General features: G+C 59.4%; 16 protein-coding genes, 1 other RNA gene and 1 pseudogene. 11 read left to right on the top strand and 7 right to left on the bottom strand.

Annotated elements, in window-relative coordinates; translation table 11 throughout:
• Window positions 1-314, bottom strand: a pseudogene (locus tag GSQ80_RS07740) (hypothetical protein); the annotation flags it as partial.
• Between the two features lie 149 nt (window positions 315-463).
• Between GSQ80_RS07740 and GSQ80_RS07735 the strand changes: the two are divergent.
• Complete coding sequence (locus GSQ80_RS07735) at window positions 464-1,405, top strand: sensor domain-containing diguanylate cyclase (protein ID WP_158787067.1); 942 nt, start codon at window positions 464-466, stop codon at window positions 1,403-1,405.
• A gap of 172 nt (window positions 1,406-1,577) precedes the next feature.
• A complete protein-coding gene (locus GSQ80_RS07730) occupies window positions 1,578-2,417 on the top strand; it encodes a hypothetical protein (protein ID WP_216850187.1) in 840 nt (279 codons plus the stop codon).
• 68 nt (window positions 2,418-2,485) lie between these two features.
• Here the strand turns inward: GSQ80_RS07730 and rnpB are convergent.
• An RNA gene (gene rnpB, locus GSQ80_RS07725) (RNase P RNA component class A) lies at window positions 2,486-2,951 on the bottom strand.
• 101 nt (window positions 2,952-3,052) lie between these two features.
• Between rnpB and GSQ80_RS07720 the strand changes: the two genes are divergently transcribed.
• The 7 genes from GSQ80_RS07720 to GSQ80_RS07690 all read left to right on the top strand — a co-directional run bounded on the left by GSQ80_RS07720 (window position 3,053) and on the right by GSQ80_RS07690 (window position 10,356).
• A complete protein-coding gene (locus GSQ80_RS07720; protein WP_158787066.1) occupies window positions 3,053-4,186 on the top strand; it encodes an endo-1,4-beta-xylanase in 1,134 nt (377 codons plus the stop codon).
• A gap of 132 nt (window positions 4,187-4,318) precedes the next feature.
• Window positions 4,319-5,539, top strand: coding sequence for an alpha/beta fold hydrolase (locus GSQ80_RS07715; RefSeq protein WP_158787356.1), 1,221 nt, complete (start codon window positions 4,319-4,321; stop codon window positions 5,537-5,539).
• Between the two features lie 70 nt (window positions 5,540-5,609).
• A complete protein-coding gene (locus GSQ80_RS07710; RefSeq protein WP_158787065.1) occupies window positions 5,610-6,836 on the top strand; it encodes an ABC transporter permease in 1,227 nt (408 codons plus the stop codon).
• A gap of 1 nt (window position 6,837) precedes the next feature.
• Window positions 6,838-8,085 (top strand): ABC transporter permease, encoded by a 1,248-nt coding sequence (locus tag GSQ80_RS07705; protein ID WP_158787064.1) that lies wholly within the window; start codon window positions 6,838-6,840, stop codon window positions 8,083-8,085.
• A 53-nt stretch (window positions 8,086-8,138) separates the two neighbouring features.
• On the top strand, window positions 8,139-8,534 hold the full coding sequence (locus tag GSQ80_RS07700) for a four helix bundle protein (RefSeq protein WP_158787063.1): 396 nt from the start codon (window positions 8,139-8,141) through the stop codon (window positions 8,532-8,534).
• A 66-nt stretch (window positions 8,535-8,600) separates the two neighbouring features.
• Complete coding sequence (locus GSQ80_RS07695) at window positions 8,601-9,845, top strand: glycosyltransferase (protein WP_158787062.1); 1,245 nt, start codon at window positions 8,601-8,603, stop codon at window positions 9,843-9,845.
• 19 nt (window positions 9,846-9,864) lie between these two features.
• Complete coding sequence (locus tag GSQ80_RS07690) at window positions 9,865-10,356, top strand: hypothetical protein (RefSeq protein WP_158787061.1); 492 nt, start codon at window positions 9,865-9,867, stop codon at window positions 10,354-10,356.
• Between the two features lie 5 nt (window positions 10,357-10,361).
• Here GSQ80_RS07690 and GSQ80_RS07685 read toward each other — a convergent pair whose 3' ends face one another.
• From GSQ80_RS07685 to GSQ80_RS07675, 3 genes are all read right to left on the bottom strand, one after another.
• The gene (locus GSQ80_RS07685) at window positions 10,362-10,655 is read right to left on the bottom strand and encodes a GIY-YIG nuclease family protein (RefSeq protein ID WP_158787060.1); all 294 of its coding nucleotides are present in this window, start codon (window positions 10,653-10,655) and stop codon (window positions 10,362-10,364) included.
• A gap of 248 nt (window positions 10,656-10,903) precedes the next feature.
• Window positions 10,904-11,779 (bottom strand): DUF1003 domain-containing protein, encoded by an 876-nt coding sequence (locus GSQ80_RS07680; protein ID WP_158787059.1) that lies wholly within the window; start codon window positions 11,777-11,779, stop codon window positions 10,904-10,906.
• An 85-nt stretch (window positions 11,780-11,864) separates the two neighbouring features.
• Entirely contained in the window at window positions 11,865-14,024 is a 2,160-nt protein-coding gene (locus tag GSQ80_RS07675; RefSeq protein WP_158787058.1) for a glycosyltransferase family 39 protein, read from the bottom strand.
• A gap of 191 nt (window positions 14,025-14,215) precedes the next feature.
• Here GSQ80_RS07675 and GSQ80_RS07670 point away from each other — a divergent pair, with 191 nt between their 5' ends.
• Window positions 14,216-15,352, top strand: a complete 1,137-nt coding sequence (locus GSQ80_RS07670) for a Rieske 2Fe-2S domain-containing protein (RefSeq protein ID WP_371315698.1) — start codon at window positions 14,216-14,218, stop codon at window positions 15,350-15,352.
• 10 nt (window positions 15,353-15,362) lie between these two features.
• Here the strand turns inward: GSQ80_RS07670 and GSQ80_RS07665 are convergent, their stop codons facing one another.
• Window positions 15,363-16,445, bottom strand: a complete 1,083-nt coding sequence (locus tag GSQ80_RS07665) for an acyltransferase (RefSeq protein ID WP_158787056.1) — start codon at window positions 16,443-16,445, stop codon at window positions 15,363-15,365.
• Window positions 16,446-16,602: 157 nt separating this feature from the next.
• Window positions 16,603-17,688 (bottom strand): acyltransferase, encoded by a 1,086-nt coding sequence (locus GSQ80_RS07660; RefSeq protein ID WP_158787055.1) that lies wholly within the window; start codon window positions 17,686-17,688, stop codon window positions 16,603-16,605.
• Between the two features lie 106 nt (window positions 17,689-17,794).
• On the opposite strand from GSQ80_RS07660, the gene GSQ80_RS07655 reads away from it, so the two are divergent.
• Window positions 17,795-18,733, top strand: coding sequence for a cation diffusion facilitator family transporter (locus tag GSQ80_RS07655; RefSeq protein WP_158787054.1), 939 nt, complete (start codon window positions 17,795-17,797; stop codon window positions 18,731-18,733).
• Window positions 18,734-18,795 lie beyond the last annotated feature (62 nt).

Here is an 18,795-nt window from a genome sequence, read left to right as displayed (position 1 = left end):
TAGGGGTCGTGGGGGCCTTGCAGGATGGGGACGGTGGGGTGGTCGTCTTCGGTGAGGTAGCCGACGATTTCGCCGTGGCGGCGACGGCGGTAGTGGGCGTCGCGGAGGTTGTCGAGGGTGGGGACGTTGGGTGGGCCGTAGGCGTTGGGTGCGCCATCGACGTCGACGTCCATGCGATGCGTGAGGATCGTAAAGTCCTGCGCGGACGACGAGAGCTGGGCTTGTGGTGGGGGAGAAGCGGTGCGCTGCGCGTGAAGGGCACAGTGGAGGAGCAGGGGAGCGGCGAGGGCGAGGGTTCGGGGATGTTTTGACATGCGGAAGGCTTGAGGGGGTGACTGTGCTGCTTACGATTGTGCCGCGAAACGGGACACACAGGAAGGGACGCGAGATCCGCGCTCAAGGTTTCTCAGCGGTATGCCGAAGAGGAGAGGGTGGGCTATCCATGCCACCTTGAGGGATCGCGATGCCGATGAACGGAACTGATTTTCAATTTTTGGCGGAGAACAGTACGGATGTGATCTGCCGGGCGGGGATCGACCGCGTGCTTCATTATGTTTCTCCATCGTGCGCCACGCTGCTTGGGTGTGAACGAGGGGAGCTCGAGGGCAAGATCGTCGACGCGCATGTTTTCCCGGAAGATATGCCGAAGGTGATTGCCGCCGTACAGCGATCGCTTGCGCCGGGGGTTATTGAAGAGGGCGCGACGATCCGGATGCGCCGACGCGATAACACCCTGGTGTGGACGGAGGTGAACGCACGCGTCATTCGTGATGATGTCACCGGAGAGGCGCTGGAGTTTGTGCTGGTGATGCGGGATGTTACGGAGCGGAAGTTGCTGGAGGAGAAGCTGTCCATGCTGGCGATGACGGATGGGTTGACGGGGGTGGCGAATCGGCGGGCGTTTGATGAGGCGCTGGAAAGGGAGTGGAAATTGACGCTCCGGTATGGAACGCAGGTCTCGTTACTTTTGCTGGACATTGATCACTTCAAGCCGTTCAACGATCAATATGGACACCAGGTTGGGGACGATTGTCTTCGGGCGGTGGCGCAGGCGGCGGCGGGTGCGGTGCGAGCGACGGACATTGTCGCGCGATATGGCGGGGAAGAGATCGCGATGATTCTTCCGCAGGTGGATGTGGCCGGCGCGTGGGAGACGGCGGAGAAGGTGCGGTCGGTGATTGAAGGGCTGCGGGTACCGCATGACGGGAATCCGGAAGGTGGAGGATGGGTGACCGTGAGTATCGGGGCCGCGACGGCGCTGGCGCGGGTGGGAGGGACGATGCAGATGCCGGAGGGACTGCTGCAGGCGGCCGACCATGCGCTGTATAAGGCGAAGCATGGGGGGAGAAATCGGGTGGCGGGAGGGATACTGCTTGCGCCGCAGCAGTTGGCGATTGTTGCTTAGGGCATAGTGGTGAGGTAGCGGCTCCAATTACATACAGGGGTCCTGGCGCTGCGCCGCGCAAGAGACGCGCGACTCCGGTCGAGATGACGAAGTTGAGAGGAAGAATTTTCGCGCAGGAGGCATGGGGTGTGAGATACAGGATGTGGGCGTTGGAAGCCCATGGAGAGTGCGCATGCGTGAGATGGTTGCGGGGACGATGGGTTGGGGTGGTGGATGGCTGCGTGCTGAGGATGGGGAGACGGTGCGCGTGGAGGATAAGGGTTGGGGCGGCGAGGCACTGAGCAAGGTGCCCGAGGTGACGCTGCTGTTTTGGATTGTGAAGATCCTGGCGACGACGCTGGGAGAGACGGGCGGCGATGCGCTGTCGATGTCGCTGAATTTGGGGTATGCGTTGAGCACGGTGATTCTGCTGGTGCCGTTCTTTGTGCTGGTGGGTTTCCAGATCAAGGCAAAGCGGTTTCACTCCTGGCTATATTGGGCGGTGATTGTGGGGACGACGCTGGCGGGAACAACGATGGCGGACTTTGCGGACCGGTCGCTGGGGATCGGGTATCCGGGGGGCGCGTCGATTTTGTTTGCGTGTGTGATTGGGGCGCTGCTGGTGTGGAAGTGGTCGGTTGGCACGGTTTCGGTGGACAACATTGTGTCGACCAAGGCGGAGATTTTTTATTGGGTGACGATCTTGTTTTCAAACACGCTGGGAACTGCTTTGGGCGATTGGACGAGCGAGGGAACAGGGTTTGCGGGTGGAATTTATTTGTTCTTCGGTCTGATCGCCGTCGTGGCGGGACTGTACTTCTTTACGAAGATCAGCCGGACGCTGCTTTTCTGGGCGGCGTTTATTTTGACTCGTCCGCTAGGGGCGAATATGGGCGACTTTTTGACGAAGCCGCATGCGCAACAGGGGTTGAACCTGAGCCGGTTTGTGGCGTCGGGTGTGATTGCCGCGGTGATGATTCTGTTGCTGATTGTGTTTCCGCAGAAGGCGGGGAAGACAGGGGATAGAGGGTAGAGTGTAGAGCGTAGAGAGCAAAACTATTTTCTCTACGCTCTATCCTCTACTGTCTACACTCTGAAGTTTTGTGCAGGCGGCCCGTAAGCCGAATTTTGTTTTAGACGATCATTCCTCTAGGCCATGCCTTGCGGCATGGCTCAAGCAACCTACCCGCAGGTTTCGGTGAAAGCTCCACTATCCTGGGCGTGACGGGCCGTCGCGCGCTCGCCGCAAAAGTGGTTGCGACGAAACTCCCTGCCTATTTGGTCTTGCTCCGTGTGGGGTTTACCATGCCGCGACTGTTACCAGCCGCGCGGTGGGCTCTTACCCCGCCGTTTCACCCTTACCGCAGATCGCTTGCATGGGCTTCTCGCTTGCGCTCGAAGCTCAACAATCTGAGGCGGTTTGTTTTCTGTTGCACTGGCCGTCCAGCGAGCTTGCGCTCACCGTCCCGGACGTTATCCGGCACACTGCCCTGCGGAGTTCGGACTTTCCTCCCCCTCCCGACGCACAACGTTCGGCGCGGAAGGCAGCGATCATCCAGCCGCCTGCACAGGGTTAAGTGTAGCAGTTAGGCAGGGTGTAGAGGGTAGAGTGTAGGGCGTAGAGAGGGCGGGTTGCAGGTTGTGGGTGGGGGGTGAAAGGATTTGCGGATGAAGATTTCGCGTCGGGAATTTGTGGGGCGGGGTGCGGCGCTGGGGGCGGTTGCGGCTGTGGGGTTGCGCGGGGTGGCGCAGACCGCGGCTGGGGTTTCGATTCGAGCGGCCGGAGCGGGGCGCGGGATCCTGGCGGGGTGTGCGGTGAGTGTGCGTGCGCTGCGCGGCGATGCGGCGTATAAGAAGCTGCTCGAAGAGCAGGTGGGGATTGTGGTGGCGGAGAGTGAGTTCAAATTTGGGCCGCTGCGGCCTTCGCCGACTACGTATTTCTTCGAGGATGCGGATTTTCTTGCGGCGTTCGCGGAGGCGAATGGGATGAAGCTGCGGGGGCATAACTTTGTTTGGCATCGGCAGCTGCCGAAGTGGTTTGACGGCTATGTGACGAAGGAGAATGCGAAGCAGGTGCTGGTGGAACATATCGAGAAAGTGGGCGGACGGTATGCGGGGAAGATTCATAGCTGGGACGTGGTGAATGAGGCGATCCAGGTGAGCGATGGGCTGCCGGGCGGGTTTCGGGATTCACCGTGGCAGAAGGTGCTGGACGGGTCGGGGACGGTGCCTGAGTATATTGCGGTGGCGTTCCGTACGGCGCGGCGGGTGGATCCGAAGGCGATGCTGGTCTACAACGACTATGGGATTGAGGGTGAGGATGAGGGGTCGGCTAAGAAGCGCGCGGCGGTGATGGGGTTGCTGCGGGAGATGCAGCGGCAGAAGATTCCGCTGGATGCGCTGGGGGTGCAGTCGCACATTTCGGCGGTAGGTAAGGATGGGCGCGTGCCGGTGTATGGCGCGGGGTTGATGGCGATGATCGCTGAAGTGCGGAAGATGGGGTTGAAGGTGCTCGTGACGGAGATGGATGTGAATGACCGGTACGTGGCGGCGGAGATTGGGGCGAGGGATGCGGCGGTGGCGCAGATGTATGGGAGCTACCTGGGGACGGTGCTGCAGGATTCGGCGGTGATTGCGGTGTTGACGTGGGGGATTACGGATAAGTACACGTGGCTGAATGGGGAGGATTCGCGCACGGATGGGGAGAAGGAGCGGCCGCTGCCGTTCGATGCGGCGATGCAGCCGACGGCGGCGTTTGCGGCCGAGGTAAGGGCGCTGCAGGGGGCTCCGGTGCGGGGTTAATACGATTCGAGGAACTGGAGGAGGGGCTCTTGCGTAGAGGAGTTCAGGAGCCATGGAAGAGTTGTGCCTGCGATTGCGGATGGATGGCGGTGTGAAGCGGGCTTCCGGGCAAGGAGAGATGGCGTGAGGCAGATGGGTTGGACTTGCGGTGCGTTACTGCTGGTGGCTTCAGCGGGATCCGGTGGGGGATTCGCGCGGGCGCAGGCTAGCCAGACGGCTTCGACGCAACCGGTTCCAGCGCAGCGGGCTCCAGCGCAGCGGGCTCCAGCGCAGCAGGCTCCAGCGCAGGCGGGGATGATGTCGCGGAAGGAAGTTACGGGGATCCTTGGCGCATCGCGGAAGATTGTTTCGCCGAATGGGGTTGAGGAGCTTTTGACGATTCCGGTTAATGGCACGAAGCAGTGGCTGTCGATACGGGGGAGGGACAGGCGGAACCCGATTCTGCTGGTGCTGCATGGCGGGCCTGGGTCGCCTACGATGCCTGCGGCCTATACGTTTCAGAGCCCTTGGGAGGACTACTTTACGGTGTTCGAATGGGACCAGCGGGGGGCGGGGAAGACTTATGCGTCGAATGATCCTAAGGCGTTGGCGGGGACGATGACCGTGGAACAGATGACGAGCGATGCGGACGAGGTGATTCGATATCTGCAGACGACTTATGGGAAGAAGAAGATTTTTCTGCTGGGGCATTCGTGGGGGAGTGTGCTGGGCGTTGAGGTGGCGCAGCGGCATCCGGAGTGGCTCTACGCGTATTTGGGTGTCGGGCAGATGGTGAACATGCAGAAGAGCGAAAAGATTGGATATGATTTTGCGCTGGCGCAGGCAAGGGAGCACCACAACAGCGATGCCGAGAAGGAGTTGCTGGCGATTGCGCCGTATCCCGGAGATGCGGGCAGCATGACGTTCGAAAAGATTGGCGCGCAGCGGAAGTGGCTGATGCACTACGGCGGACTGACGTATGGGCGGTCGGATTTTTCATACGATGCCAATGCGTGGGAGCTATCGCCGGACTATACGGAGAAGGATCTGGACAGCCTGGATGATGGAAGTCTTTACTCGGTGACGCATCTGCTGGGGCAGTTGATGGCGATGAACTTTGATTCGGTGACGACGTTCAAGTGCCCGGTGTTTCTGTTTGATGGGCGGCATGATTATGCGACGTCGCATGAGCTGGCGGTGGAGTGGTTCAAGAAGATTGAAGCTCCGCAGAAGGAGTTTGTCTGGTTCGATAACTCCGCGCATATGGCGATGCAGGAGGAGCCGGGGCGATTTTTGTATTACCTGGTCAAAGATGTTCGGCCGCTGGCCGTGGCAGCTGGCGACAGCGCGCCGGATAATGAGGTTCTTCGTTGAAGTGCGGTCGCACAGGATAGACTTAAGGCAAATTACGCGATGAGTTGTTGGTGGAGATCGGAAGTCTCTGATGGAAAAGAAGGAAGCATTCCGGATAGCGTTGCAGTCGCTGTGGGCGAACAAGCTGCGCAGCATTCTGACGCTGCTTGGCGTGGTGATCGCCGTGGCGAGCGTGATCGCGGTGGTGACGCTGATCAACGGCGCGAATGTGTATGTGGCGACGAAGATCAATAACCAGGGCGCAGATGTTTTTACGGTCTCGCAACAGCCGGCATTCACGACCAGCTATAAGGAATATCTGAAGTATCAGAAGCGCAAGGTGATCTCGATGGATGAGTACCGCGCGGTGCAGAAGGAGTGCACGGCGTGTGCGGAGGTGGGGGCGTTCCAGAGCTCGACGGGCGGGATTGTGTACAAGGCGCAGTCGAGTACGGACACCCAGATTCGAGGGTACTCGGCGTTGATGCCGGACATGCAGAACCTGAACATTGTGGAGGGGCGTGGGTTTACGCAGGCGGACGAAGACCATGCAGCTCCGGTGGCGTTGATCGGCGCGGACATTGAGGAGAACCTGCTGAAGGGCGAAGATCCGATCGGCAAAGAGATTCGCGTGGACGGGGTGCCGTACACGGTCATCGGGCTGGGCGAGAAGCAGGGCAAGACGCTGGGGCAGAGCCAGGACAACTGGGTGGGCGTGCCGTTGACGTCGTATCAGAAGACCTACGGAACGATGAAGTCGGTGACGATTTATATGAAGGCGCCGAGCGGGGCCGAGGGCATGGTGGCTGCGAGCGACCAGGCGCGGGTGATCATGCGGGATATGCGGCATGACCGGCCAGGTGAGGAGGACAGCTTTACGCTTGAGACGAGCGATACGCTGGCGGGATTGTTGTCGCAGATCATCAATAGCATTGGCGGCGTGGCGATTGCGATTGCGGCGATTTCGCTGGTGGTGGGCGGCGTGGTGATTATGAATATCATGCTGGTGAGTGTGACGGAGCGGACGCGGGAGATTGGGGTGCGGAAGGCGCTGGGGGCGAAGCGGCAGGATTTGTTGATCCAGTTTTTGATGGAGTCGGGAACGCTGTCGCTGATTGGCGGGGCGATTGGTGTGGTGGGTGGAGTGATTGTGGCGAAGGGGGTTGCGATCATTGCGGGATTTCCGGCGGCGATTGCGTTATGGAGTGTCGCTGCGGGACTGGTGGTAGCGCTGTCGGTGGGAGTATTCTTTGGTGTATATCCGGCGCGAAAGGCTGCGGATCTGGATCCGATCGTGGCCTTGAGGAGCGAATTCTAGGATGCGAGCGAGCGATCAACGCGAATCGGTAAAGATGGCGCTGGATACGCTGCGCGCGAATAAGATGCGCTCGGGGTTGACGATCCTGGGCATCGTGATTGGCGTGATGACGGTGATTACGATCTCGTCGGTGATCACGGGGTTGAACTCCTCGGTCTCGAACATGGTGGCGCAGTTCGGGACGAATGTGTTGTGGATGTTCCGGTTTCCAGTGATTGGGGTGCGGCCGACGGCGGAGATGCTGGCGCGCAAGCAGTTGACGTTTGACGACATGCTGGAGATTGGAAAACTGCCGCACGTGGTGGCTGCGTCGGCTTCGCTGCAATATACAAATTATCAATTCAACGAAGGCTCGGTGACGGCGAAGTTTGGGCAGCGGAAGGCGGACAATGTTTCGCTGGAAGGGGATACGCCGTCGAATGTTGCGGTGTATGACATTGTGCTTAGCGCTGGACGTTTTTTCACGCAGACGGATTTTGATCGTGCGGCGGACGTAACGGTGCTGGGTCATGATGTGACGCAGACACTGTTTGGGAACATTGATCCTATTGGTAAGGAAGTCGTAATTGCGGGACGGACGTTCACGGTGATTGGCGTCTTTGAGAAGCAGAAGACTGCGTTTGGCGGCGGCAAGAATCCGGCGGATAGCTACGCGTATTTCACGATTCCGACGTTTCGAAAGCTGCATCCGGAGATTTTGGATTACTGGATCAGCGCGAAGTTCGATGACCAGAAGAATAAGGCGTTGGTGACGGATGAGATTCGCGAGCTGCTAAGAAGGCGGCGCAAGGTGCGCAATGAGCAGGCGGATAATTTCGCGATCTTCAGCTCGGATTCGATTACGAAGCTTTGGAACCAGATCACGGGCAGCCTGTTTCTGCTGATGTTTGGATTGAGCGCGGTGGGATTGATGGTGGGCGGCGTGGGCGTGATGAACATCATGCTGGTGAGCGTGACGGAACGAACGCGGGAGATTGGCGTGCGCAAGGCGATTGGCGCGACCAAGCAGACGATTCTGCTGCAGTTTACGCTGGAGGCGATTGTGCTGTGCGCCGTGGGCGGGGTGATTGGGATTCTGGCGGGGTCGGTGGTTGCGATGCTGCTGAAGTTTTGGATTTCGTGCCAGGTAAGTTTGCTGTGGGTGCTGGCGGCGTTTCTGTGCTCATGCGGGATTGGATTGGTGTTCGGAATCTATCCGGCGTGGAAGGCGGCGAATTTGAATCCGATTGAGGCATTACGGTACGAGTAAGGCAGAGTGTAGAGGGTAGAGTGTAGAGCGTAGAGAGAGCGAGGCCCGTTGAGATGGTTGCGGCTGACATAAATTCTTCTTATCGAAACTCGGTGGCTTGGCAAAAGGGAATGCAGCTGGCGGCCTTGATTTACAAGGTTACGAAAAGCTTTCCAATGGACGAGCGGTTTGGACTTACAAATCAGCTGCGGCGTGCTGCAGTTTCAATTCCGAGCAATATTGCTGAAGGTAAAGGCAGACTAACGACCGGTGAGTTCATCCAGTTTTTAGGAATTGCCAGGGGCTCTACACTTGAGGTTCAAACCCAACTGGAGCTGGCGTCTATGCTTGGGTTCGGTGATAGGCGCGGTCTCATTGAGGCTGAATCGCTTGCTTTGGAAGAATTGAAGATATTGAACGCTTCTTTGGCTACTCTGCGAGCGAAGGTGACAGCTAGAAGACTGCGGTGAGAGGGCCGCTTTCTCTATCCTCTGCACTCTATCCCCTATCTCCTGTCCTCCCACTACACTGAATAGATGGATTGGATTGTGGTGGTTGTGCAGGGCGCGGTTGCGCTGCTTACGCTTTGTGGGGTGGCGTATGGGCTGATTGCGCTTTGGAGTGCTCGGGACTTTGAGCGGGCTACGCGGGGTGGTCGCGCGAGTGGGGAGGGCACGCCGGGGGTTTCGATTCTGAAGCCGGTGAAGGGTGTGGACGCGCGGATGTATGCGGGGTTCGTGAGCCATTGCGTGCAGGAGTATGCGGGGGAGTTTGAGCTTTTGTTTGGGGTGAGCTCGCTGGAGGATGCTGCGGTGCGCGAGGTGGCGCGGCTGAGGGTGGAGTATCCGGGCGTGAGTATTCGGTTGGTGGAGTGTAAGGAACGTCTGGGTGCTAGTGGGAAGATGTCGAACCTGGTGCAGATGCTGCCGGAGGCGCGGTTTGAGCATGTGATTGTTAATGACAGTGACATTCGCGTGTCGGCGAACTATTTGACGCGGGTGATGGCGGGGTTTGGTGGGACGCGGGAGAAGCAGATTCCCGAAGGGAATGACAGCAAGAAAAGCAAAGGCAAAGACGATGCGGAGCGTGAGGTGGGGTTGGTGACGGTGCCGTATTGGGGGAGGGCGGAGGGAGGATTGTGGTCGCGGTTGGAGGCTTTGGGGATTTCTACGGATTTTATGCCGGGGGTGTTGGTGGCTCGGAAGCTGGAGGGTGGGACTCGGTTTGGGCTGGGGTCGACGCTGGCTACTACGAAGACGGCGCTGGCGACGATTGGTGGGTTTGAAGCGATGGTGGATCAGCTTGCCGATGATTATGAGTTGGGTGCGCGATTGAGTGCAGCGGGATACAAGGTTGCGTTGGTGCGTGAGGTGGTGGAGACGACGGTGCCGGCGTACTCGCTGCGCGGATTTTGTGAGCATCAGTTGAGGTGGGCTCGGAGTACTCGGGATTCGCGGCGGTGGGGGTATGTGGGGGTGGGGGTGACGTTTGTGCTGCCGTGGTCGATGGCGGCGATGGTGGCGAGTGGGTTTGCGTTGTGGTCGTTCTCGCTGTTCAGTATGGCGCTGCTGGTGCGGGTGAGTGTGGCGCTGACGGTGGGGGTGGGGATTCTGCGCGATGGACAGGTGCTGCGCGATATTGTTTGGTTGCCGCTTCGCGATTGCTTTGGGTTGTTTTTCTGGGCTTGGAGTTATGCGGGGGATACGATTGTTTGGCGCGGAGAGAGGTTTCGGTTGCGGCGGGGAGTGCTGGAGAAGCAGAGTGTAGAGGGTAGAATGTAGAGCGTAGAGGGAGGCGCGGATGGGGCGGGGACCGGAGGCTGCGTCGCGAGAGATGGTGGAGGCGGCGTTCGGGGTTGAGGGTGCGAAGGTTTGTGGGGAGTTGGTGCGGGGCCTGCGGGATGGGGATAAGCTGGTGGTGGAGCGGGCGGCTCGAACGCTGAAGAAGATTGCGGAGAGGAATGCCAGGGCGCTGTATGCGTGGCGGAAGGCGCTGTTGAAAGAGGCGTTGCGCGCGGTGGATGTGCGGGTGCAGTGGAATCTGTCGATTGTGCTCGGGAGGCTTCCGCTGAGGGGTTCGGATAAGGGGTTGGCGGTGGAGTTGATGTTTGAGCGGCTAAGGGATGGGAGTGGGTTGAATCGGACGATGGCGATGCAGGCGTTGATGGATTTATCTGAGGGGGATGAGGGGTTGAGGGCGCGGGTTTTGCCGATTGTGCGGGAGGCGTTGGAGGGTGGGACGCCGGCGATGAGGGCGCGGGCGCGGAAGTTGTTGGGGGTGAAGCGGGGGTGAGGTCTTCACCACTGCGCGACTAGATCAGCCCATGCTGGATTTACTTTGTTGATCAGCGTTAGTTTCTTGTCTCTCATCCATTTCTTTAAGTCGGTCTCGCGTGCGATGGCGCTGCGGACGTATTTGAAATACTCAAAGTAGACTAGGCGTTCGATGTTGTAGTTGGCGGTGTGGGTGCCTTCTTGGTGAGTGCGGTGTTGGGTGATGCGAGCGCGAAGGTTGTTCGTGATGCCGATGTATAGATTTCGCGAACGGCTGCTGAGGATGTAGACGTAGAAGCTGTATTCGCGGGTGGGCATGAGACATTGTAGGCGCTGCGGACAGGAAGCAGGTTCCTCGCTTCGCTCGGAATGACAGCCAGAAAAGCAAGGGCAAAAGCAAGAGCAAGAGCAAAAGCAAGGGCAAGGGCAAGAGCAAAAGCAAAAGCAAAAGCAAGGGCAAGAGCAAAAGCAAGGGCAAGAGCAACAGCAGATACAGGGATCCTTCGCTTCGCTCTAGGATGACGGCGTAAAACATGCGACGACAAACGCAAATACAACAGCAACGACTATGCGATGTGGTCGTTAAGTGAGGGTGTCGGGTTTGGCGTTGGGGTGTGGACGTGTTCGTGGATGTCGCCTACTACGTCGGTTAGGTAGTGGAGCTTGCGGCTTAGGGCTTGGATTTCGGCTTCGGCGCGGCGGTTTACTTCGAAGTCAAGTTCACTGCGGACGCGGTCTTTGTGGTCCTGGCGGTTCTGGCTCATCATGATGACCGGCGCTTGAATCGCTGCGAGCATGGAGAGGAAGAGGTTGAGCAGGATGAAGGGGTAAGGGTCCCAGGACTTGCCGCGCATTGCAACGAGAATAACGCTGAGGATGACGTAGCAGGTCATCGTGGTGAGGAACATGATGATGAAGGTCCAGGAGCCGCCGAAGCTGGCGACGTGATCGGCGATGCGCTCGCCGAAGGTCTCCTGCTCGTCGATGAGCTCGTTGGGATTGCGCATGGCGCGGCCGCGGATGACGCGTTGGGCGGCGTGGATCTCGCCGGACATGACGGTGAGCATGTCGAGGCCGGCCATGGGTTTGGTTTGGAGCAGAACGGTGATGTCGTTGCGATCGACCTCGATGCAGGAAGAGGGTTCGAGGGCGATGGCGGTGGTTTGGTGGGCGACGCCTTCGAGCATGGAGGCGAAGCCGAAGAAGTCGCCGTGGCGGGGCTGGGAGAAGATGAGCTCCTGACCGTCCTCGTCGATGAGGGTGACTTCGACTGCGCCGGAGAGCATGACGTAGGCTGGGCCGCTGGGGTCTCCAGCTTTGTAGATGCGCTGGTTGGCGGCGAAGTCGCGGAGCTCGACTTGCTGGGAGAGGACGGTTAGCTCGTCGCTGTCGAGGAGAGAGAAGAGCGGGATTTGGCGGAGTTCGTCGGTGTGGCAGGGCATAGGGGAAGGGGATAGGGGATAGAGGGTAGAGGGTAGGGAAAGACGAGAACAAAAGCAAAGGCAAGAGCGGAGGCTTAGATACAGCTTAGCGGTTGGGCTGGTTGCTGACGATCTCTTTGCCTCCGGATTTTACGAGAATGTAAACGGGGCCGGGAAGGGCGGGGAGTTGGTTGGGCGGGTCGGTGAGGGATTGCCAGAGAAAGATGCGTTGGGGGCCTTGCCATTTGGCGGCGAGGGTTTGTGGGGTTTCGAAGATTGTGGGGGCGTCGGGGAAGAAGCTGCCGTACCAGAGGTTGGAGCTGCGGCCTTCGAGGATGTGGATGAAATTGGTGGCGTCGGGGGTGGGGGCGTAGGTGTTGGGGCGCTGGAGGTAGAAGGCTAACGTGCTGCCGGCTTCGTACTCGCCGTGGATGCAGATGAGGTCTTGGGGGTGGACTTGTGGGGCGATGGCTTCGGCTAGTTGGGCGGAGGTTAGGACGGGGGCGAAGGTTTGAAGGCCGAGGTGCGCGGCGAACAGGAAGCCGAAGGCTCCGGCGGCTAGGGCGAGGTTGGCGGCGTGGGGTTGGGAGCGGCGTCGGAGGAGGAGCGCGGCGAGCGGGCCGAGGAAGAGGCTTAGCGCGGCGAGGATTAGGGGGAGTCGGAAGAGGCCGAGGGCGCGGGTGTCGAGGTCGAGGAAGTGGCCCATGCTGAGGGCGTAGTTGGAGGGGTGCTCGGTGAGGAGGGTGGCTAGGTCTGTGTTGGGGGATGGGGTGTGGGCCTGGACGAGGATGTAGATGGAGGTCGCGGCGAAGAGGGTGCCGAGGATGAGAAGGACGACCGTGCAGCGTTGGGCGGCGCGAATTGGTGTCCCAGTTTTCAGGGCTTGCTGGAGGACCTCATAGCGTGTGGAGCGAGGCTCTCCGGGGGTCCGGGATATCACGACGCCAATGGGCTGTATGAGCCAGCCGGCGGTGAGGATGGCGAGGGCGGGGAGGGCGGGGAGGACATAGTACTCCTGACGGGTGGAGAAGGCGAAGAAGAGGAGGATGACTCCTGCCCAGAGGAGGAGGAGAAGGAGGCCTCGGCGTTGAATGGGGAGATCGTGATGGCGGAGTTGGGTGAGGAACGTTTGGGTCTGTGAGGATTTGCCGAAGAGGGGTGCGGCCCAGGCGACGGCCTTGAAGAGGAAGGCGGACCAGGGCATGAGCCAGATGAGACAGAGGCCCCAGAAGAGCCAGAGGGGCGAGGTGTCGTAGTCGTGAGGGACGCGCAGGTTGAGGTAGCGGAGGAGGTGCTCGTTCATGAAGTAGAACCAGAACCAGCCGTGGACGTTGCCGTCGGTGGGGAGGGGGACTTGCCAGTGGCCTTGTAGGAAATGGAAGGCTGCGGGCGTGCCTTGGGTGGGGTTGGCGAGGCCGGCGAGGATGTGCCACGGAGCGGCGATGGCGAGGAAGACGAGGGTTGAGGTGAGGGGGTGGAGTTCGCGTAGGCGCGCGAGGCTGGGGGTTAGGCCGCGGGTGATCAGGATGTAGAGGACGACGATGGCGATGGGGAAGACGACGCCGATGAGGCCCTTGGTGAGGACGTTGAGGGCGCAGGCTGCGGCGAAGGCGTAGCAGTAGAGGCGGAGATTGGAGCGGTCGCCGCTGCGAAAAACTAATGCAGGGGTCTCTCCACTGCGGCCTGCGGCCTCCGGTCGAGATGACGGGACTTGTGGTTTACCGGAGAGTTCTTCGGTGCGCCAGAAGGAGTAGAGGGCGGCGGTGGTGAAGAGGCAGACCATCGCGTCGGGGATGTTGATGCGGGTGAAGATGAAGATGCCGAAGCTGGAGAGGGCGATGAGGGCGGCGTAGAGGCCGGCTTGGGGGCCGGATCCGGGTCGCTCCGCGCTGAAGAGGCGGCGGGCGAAGGCTTCGATGAGGAGAGCGAGGGCTAGGACGGTGAGGGAGAGAGGGATGCGCGCGGCTATGGTGAGGGCGCGGGGCGAGGTGGCGCCGAGGAGTTGGGAGACGCGCATGGAGGCGGCCATGGACCAGTAGAGGAGCGGGGCCTTTTCGAGGTAGCGGATGCCGTTGGCGTAGAGGGTGACGTAGTCGTGGCGGAGGAGCATCTCGCGGGCGACTTCGGCGTGGACGCTGTCGGCGTCGTCGAGGAGCGCGGGGGTCATGAGGGTGAAGGAGGCGTAGAAGGCTATCCAGAGAAGGAGGATGGTGAGCAGCGTGGAGCGGGATCGGGGAACGGGACGCGGTGGTGTTGCGGCGGGCATTGGGATAAGTGTATGCGGGTCGGTGTTGGCTGAGCATACATGTGGGGAGTGAGTGCATACCTTAGGGCTAAAGCCCAAATGCTTGATGCGCGATGAAACCTGAGGCTGAAGCCTCGGGGTACCTGTCCGTGCAGTGCGCTCGTGGCTGCTGTCGAGGAGGTTCGTCGGGTAGACTGGCTGCGATGGCAAAGATGAAGCCCATGACGGCTGCGGTGGAGCAGAGCCTGGTGCAGCTGGCTGGTGGCGGGCCGCCGGCGGAGATGGTGTTTGGGGACTGGTATCCGGCGCTGCGCGCGGAGGGGTTGAAGCGCGGCGATACCGCGGTGGCGATGCTGCTGGGGATTCCCATGCTGGTGGGTCGGAAGAGCGATGGCGCGCTGTTTGCTCTGCGGGATTTATGTCCGCATCGGGGGATTCCGCTGTCGGTGGGTTGGTTTGATGGAGAGACGGTGCAGTGCAAGTATCATGGCTGGCGGTTCGAGCCGTGTAGCGGACGGTGCGAGGAGATTCCTTCGTTGACGTCGTTTGATCATTTGGTGCCGACCAAGATTTATGCAAATGCGTTTCCGGTGGTGGAGCGCGATGGGTATGCGTGGGTGTATGTTCCGGCCGCTGGTGCTGGGCGGGTGGAGAATTTGAGTGGGCTGCCACCGGTTCCGGAGCTACCGAAGTTTGGGAAGCGGTATCGGAGCGCGCACCTGACGGCGGAGCTGCCTTGCAATGTGGACCACGGGATTATTGGGCTGATGGATCCGGCGCATGGGCCATTCGTGCATCGGGCGTGGTGGTGGCGGAGCGCGGCGAGCATTCATGAGAAGACGAAGAAGTTTGAGCCGCTGGAGGATAGCGAGCATGGTGGACGGAATGCTGGCTTCAGGATGAGTGCGCATGCGCCTTCGACGAACAGCGCGCCGTACAAGCTGCTGGGGAAGCCGGTGACGACGATTGATTTTGTGCTGCCGAATCGGCGGTATGAGACGATTCGGGCGGTGAATGCTAAGGGGAGAGAGCGGTGGTTTGCTTCGCTGACTACGGTGACTCCGGTGACGGCTACGTCTTGTCGGATTGATGTGATTGCGGCTTGGGATATTGCATATCGCGTGCCGTTCGTCACGCCGATTGCGACTTACTTTGGGGCGAAGTTTGTGGCGCAGGATCAGCAGACGATGGTGGAGCAGGCGCGTGGGTTGCGGTCGAATCCCGGGTTGATGTTGATTGACGATGCGGACATGCCGGCGAAGTGGTACTTCGCGCTGAAGCAGCGGAGGCTGACGGGCGAGGGGGAGCATCCGTTGAAGGGGCCGGTGGAGCTGCACTGGAGAAGTTGAGCGGGGTGGGCTAGGCGGGGCGGGTGTGGATGGTCTCGAATCGTTCTTTGAACTTGAGGATGGGGCGCTCGAAGAAATGGTAGGAGAGGGCTGCGGTTGCCACGGTGAGACCGAAGGCTAGCGGGATGGCGAATAGTTTGTGATGCTGGAAGTACAGCATGCGCGGCCAGCGATCGGATGTATCGAAGATCAGCCAGAGGAAAAAGGCGTGAAAGAGATAGAGGCCGTAGGAGATTTTGCCGAGGTAGATTAGTGGCCGAGGTATCCAGAGTTTGATTTCGAGTACAGAGATCAAGATCAGGAACGTGCCGAGAAGTATGAGGAGATAGGCGACTACGAGCGGGATGGGCTTTGGAGATCCCAGGGTCTGCAATGGGAAGAGCTTGCCGGCTTCGAGCCAAAACGCGAGTCCGACGATGGCCAATGCGCCACGCTGCGATAGGGACAAGAAGAGCTTGCGACCGTAGAGCCATAGGGCCATAAGGCCCCCGGCGGCGAAGAACTGGAATTGTACAAAGCTACTCACCCAGATGGTGCGGCTGATCGCGCGGTGAAATCCGAGTCGCTCCAGGACGATGTAGGCGAACGATATTGTGGCAATGCTTATTACGATAATGCCGCGCCGGCCTCCGAGGCGCACGATTGCCGGCACGGCAAGATAAAACTGCTCTTCTATGGAAAGGCTCCACAGTGGACCGATAGGGCCGAGCCATCCGTGATTGAGGATGTACAGGTTGCCGAACATAAAAGAGAAAGCCAGCATTGCACGGCCACTCACATGGGCGCTGTCCGGAAAATAAAGTCCAAGGAGATATCCCGCAAACAGAACCAGAAAATAAAGCGGCCAGATCCGCAGGACACGCCGCACGACAAATGCGGCCAGGTTAACCGTCCCTGTCACTTCCTTTTCGCGCAAAAGGATAGTGATGATCAGGTAGGCGCTGAGCATGAAAAACATACACAAGCCGAACGCTCCCGAGTCCCTTATCGGTCGGAACCAGCGACCCAATATTGGCAAGTGGTTGCAGAAGACGCATGCGAATGCGAAGAAGCGCAGGGCATCCAGCTCGGGCCGGTAGTAGCGCTTCGCCATAGGTCGGTTTAGTTTACCGTGAGGGTGGCTAAGCGCGGGTCGGGGCCGCAGGAGCGGGCACATTCGCTTGAGCTGATCTCGAACCTGGGCACAAGGTGACAGGTTCCTGGAAGATGAAAGCGTACGGTCTCCCGGAAGTTGTTGTGATGTCAGAAAGTCAGGCAGGGCGGGTCCGGATGGTTTCGAAGCGCTCTTTGAATTTGAGGATGGGGCGCTCGAAGAAGTGGTACGAAACAGCAGCGGTCGCCACGGTCAGGCCGAAAGCAACCGGGATGCCGATCAGTTTGTGGTGCTGGAGATAAAGCATTCGCGGCCAAAGAGGAGGGGTATCGAATATAAGGCTGATAAACAGGTCGTGAAAGAGATACAAACCGTAGGAGATCTTTCCCAGATAGGCCAGTGGTTGCGGAATTCGCAACTGGAGGTCAAGAACAGAAACAAAGATCAAGGTCGTGCCCAACAGCGCAATCAGATATCCGCAGACGAGTTGTCTCGGCGTCACAGGGGTGAGGCTAAACATACCGAATACGTCTGCCGCGGTCTTCCAAAGCGCCAGTCCGCTGGCTGCTATGACACATCGGGTTAGGAGCGGAAGGGCAACGCGCCGGTCATAAGACCGCAGTGCGATCAAACCGCCTGCAGCAAAAAACTGGAATTGGACAAAGCTGTTGACCCAGACTGTTGGATCTGGGGTAGTGCCGCGATGACCCAGCCATAGTAAGACCAGATAGGCAAGAGCAATTGTTGCGATACATATTATTGTCAGAGAGCGCCGTCCGCCAAACCGGGTGATGGCGGGTACGGCAACATAGAACTGCTCTTCAACAGAGAGGCTCCATAACGGATTGGCGACGCCTGCGATCCACCCATGTTGCAGGATATAAAGGTTGCCAAGCAGGATGGAGAAGGCAAAAACCGCGTGTCCACTGATGTGGTTCGAGGGCCAGTAGTGGCCTAACCAATAACTCCCAAAGAGGACCAAAAAGTATAGCGGCCATATCCTCAGTATTCGGCGCACCGCAAAATTTTTCCACCTTACGGTCCCGGTAGTCTCTCTTTCGCTCAAAAGAATCGTAACGATAAGGTAGGAGCTGAGCACGAAAAAGATACACATTCCGAACGCGCCGAGGCTCTCAATGTGCTCGACCCAGGGGGTCGTGCTGGGCAGGTGATCGCAAAAGACGCAGGCAAACGCAAAGAAGCGCAGGGCGTCGAGCTCGGGCCGGTAGTAGCGCTTCGCCATAGGTTGGTCCAGTTTACCGTGCATGCAGGAGTGGGCTCGGAGCGGTGGCGGGGGGTGGACGTTCTACACTATTAAGGTGACTGGAACAGCCAAGTCGAAGACGCGGATGCAGACGATCCTGAAGGGGTCGCTGGCGCTTACTGCGCTTTATATTGCGGCTACGTTTTTCTTCGGGCTGCGGGCACATTCGCTGGCGCTGATGTCGGAGGCCGGGCACAATGTGTCGGATTTTCTGGCGCTGGGGTTGAGCTTCGTGGCGGTTTGGCTGCAGGCGCGGCCGGCTACCGACGAGAGGACTTTCGGATATCAGCGGGCAGGCGTGCTGGCGGGATTTGTGAACGCGCTGAGCTTGATGGTGCTGGCGGTGTGGATTGCGGTGGCGGCGGTGGGAAGGTTTTTCCATCCGGTGACCGTGGAACCGCACTTGATGATGTACGTTGCGGCGGCTGGCGTGGTGATGAATGGGCTGATCGCAGGGCTGCTGTGGAAGTTCTCGGGGGACGTGAATATTCGCAGTGTGTTTCTGCACATGCTGGGCGATACGGTGTCAACTGCGGCGGTGATTGTGGGTGGCCTGGTGATTGCAGTGACGGGGCAACAGTGGATTGATCCGCTGTTGAGTTTGATTATTGCTGCGATGATCCTGGCCAGCTCGTGGAGCATTGTGCGGGAGACGCTGCATATTCTGCTGGAGGGGACGCCGCGGAGTGTGGACCTGGCGGAGATTCGGATCGCGGTGCAGACGATTGAGGGGGTGGTGAATGTGCACGATCTGCATGTGTGGAGCTTGACGTCGCAGAGCCATGCGATGGCGTGCCATGTGCAAGTGGTGGAGATGCAGTTGGCGCAGTGCGAGGATTTGCTGGCTCGGATCAACCATCAACTGAGGGACCACTTCGGGATTCAGCATGCGACGATTCAGCTGGAGGTGACGGACTGTGCGACGGTGGATGGTTGCGTGTCGCCGCCGGAGGTTGCGGAGGTGGATGGGCACTCGCATCATCATCATGGACCGGGTGGGCATGATCACGCGCACGCGCATTAGAGCAGGGGATAGGGGATAGAGTGTAGGGGATAGAGAAAGCGTTATTGTCGGTGGGGCGGTGA

This window comes from Granulicella sp. L46 (assembly GCF_009765785.1).
In the GTDB taxonomy this organism is placed as follows: Bacteria; Acidobacteriota; Terriglobia; order Terriglobales; family Acidobacteriaceae; genus Granulicella.
Note: the sequence above shows the minus strand (reverse complement) of the source record. Positions and strands in the feature narration are given on the sequence as shown.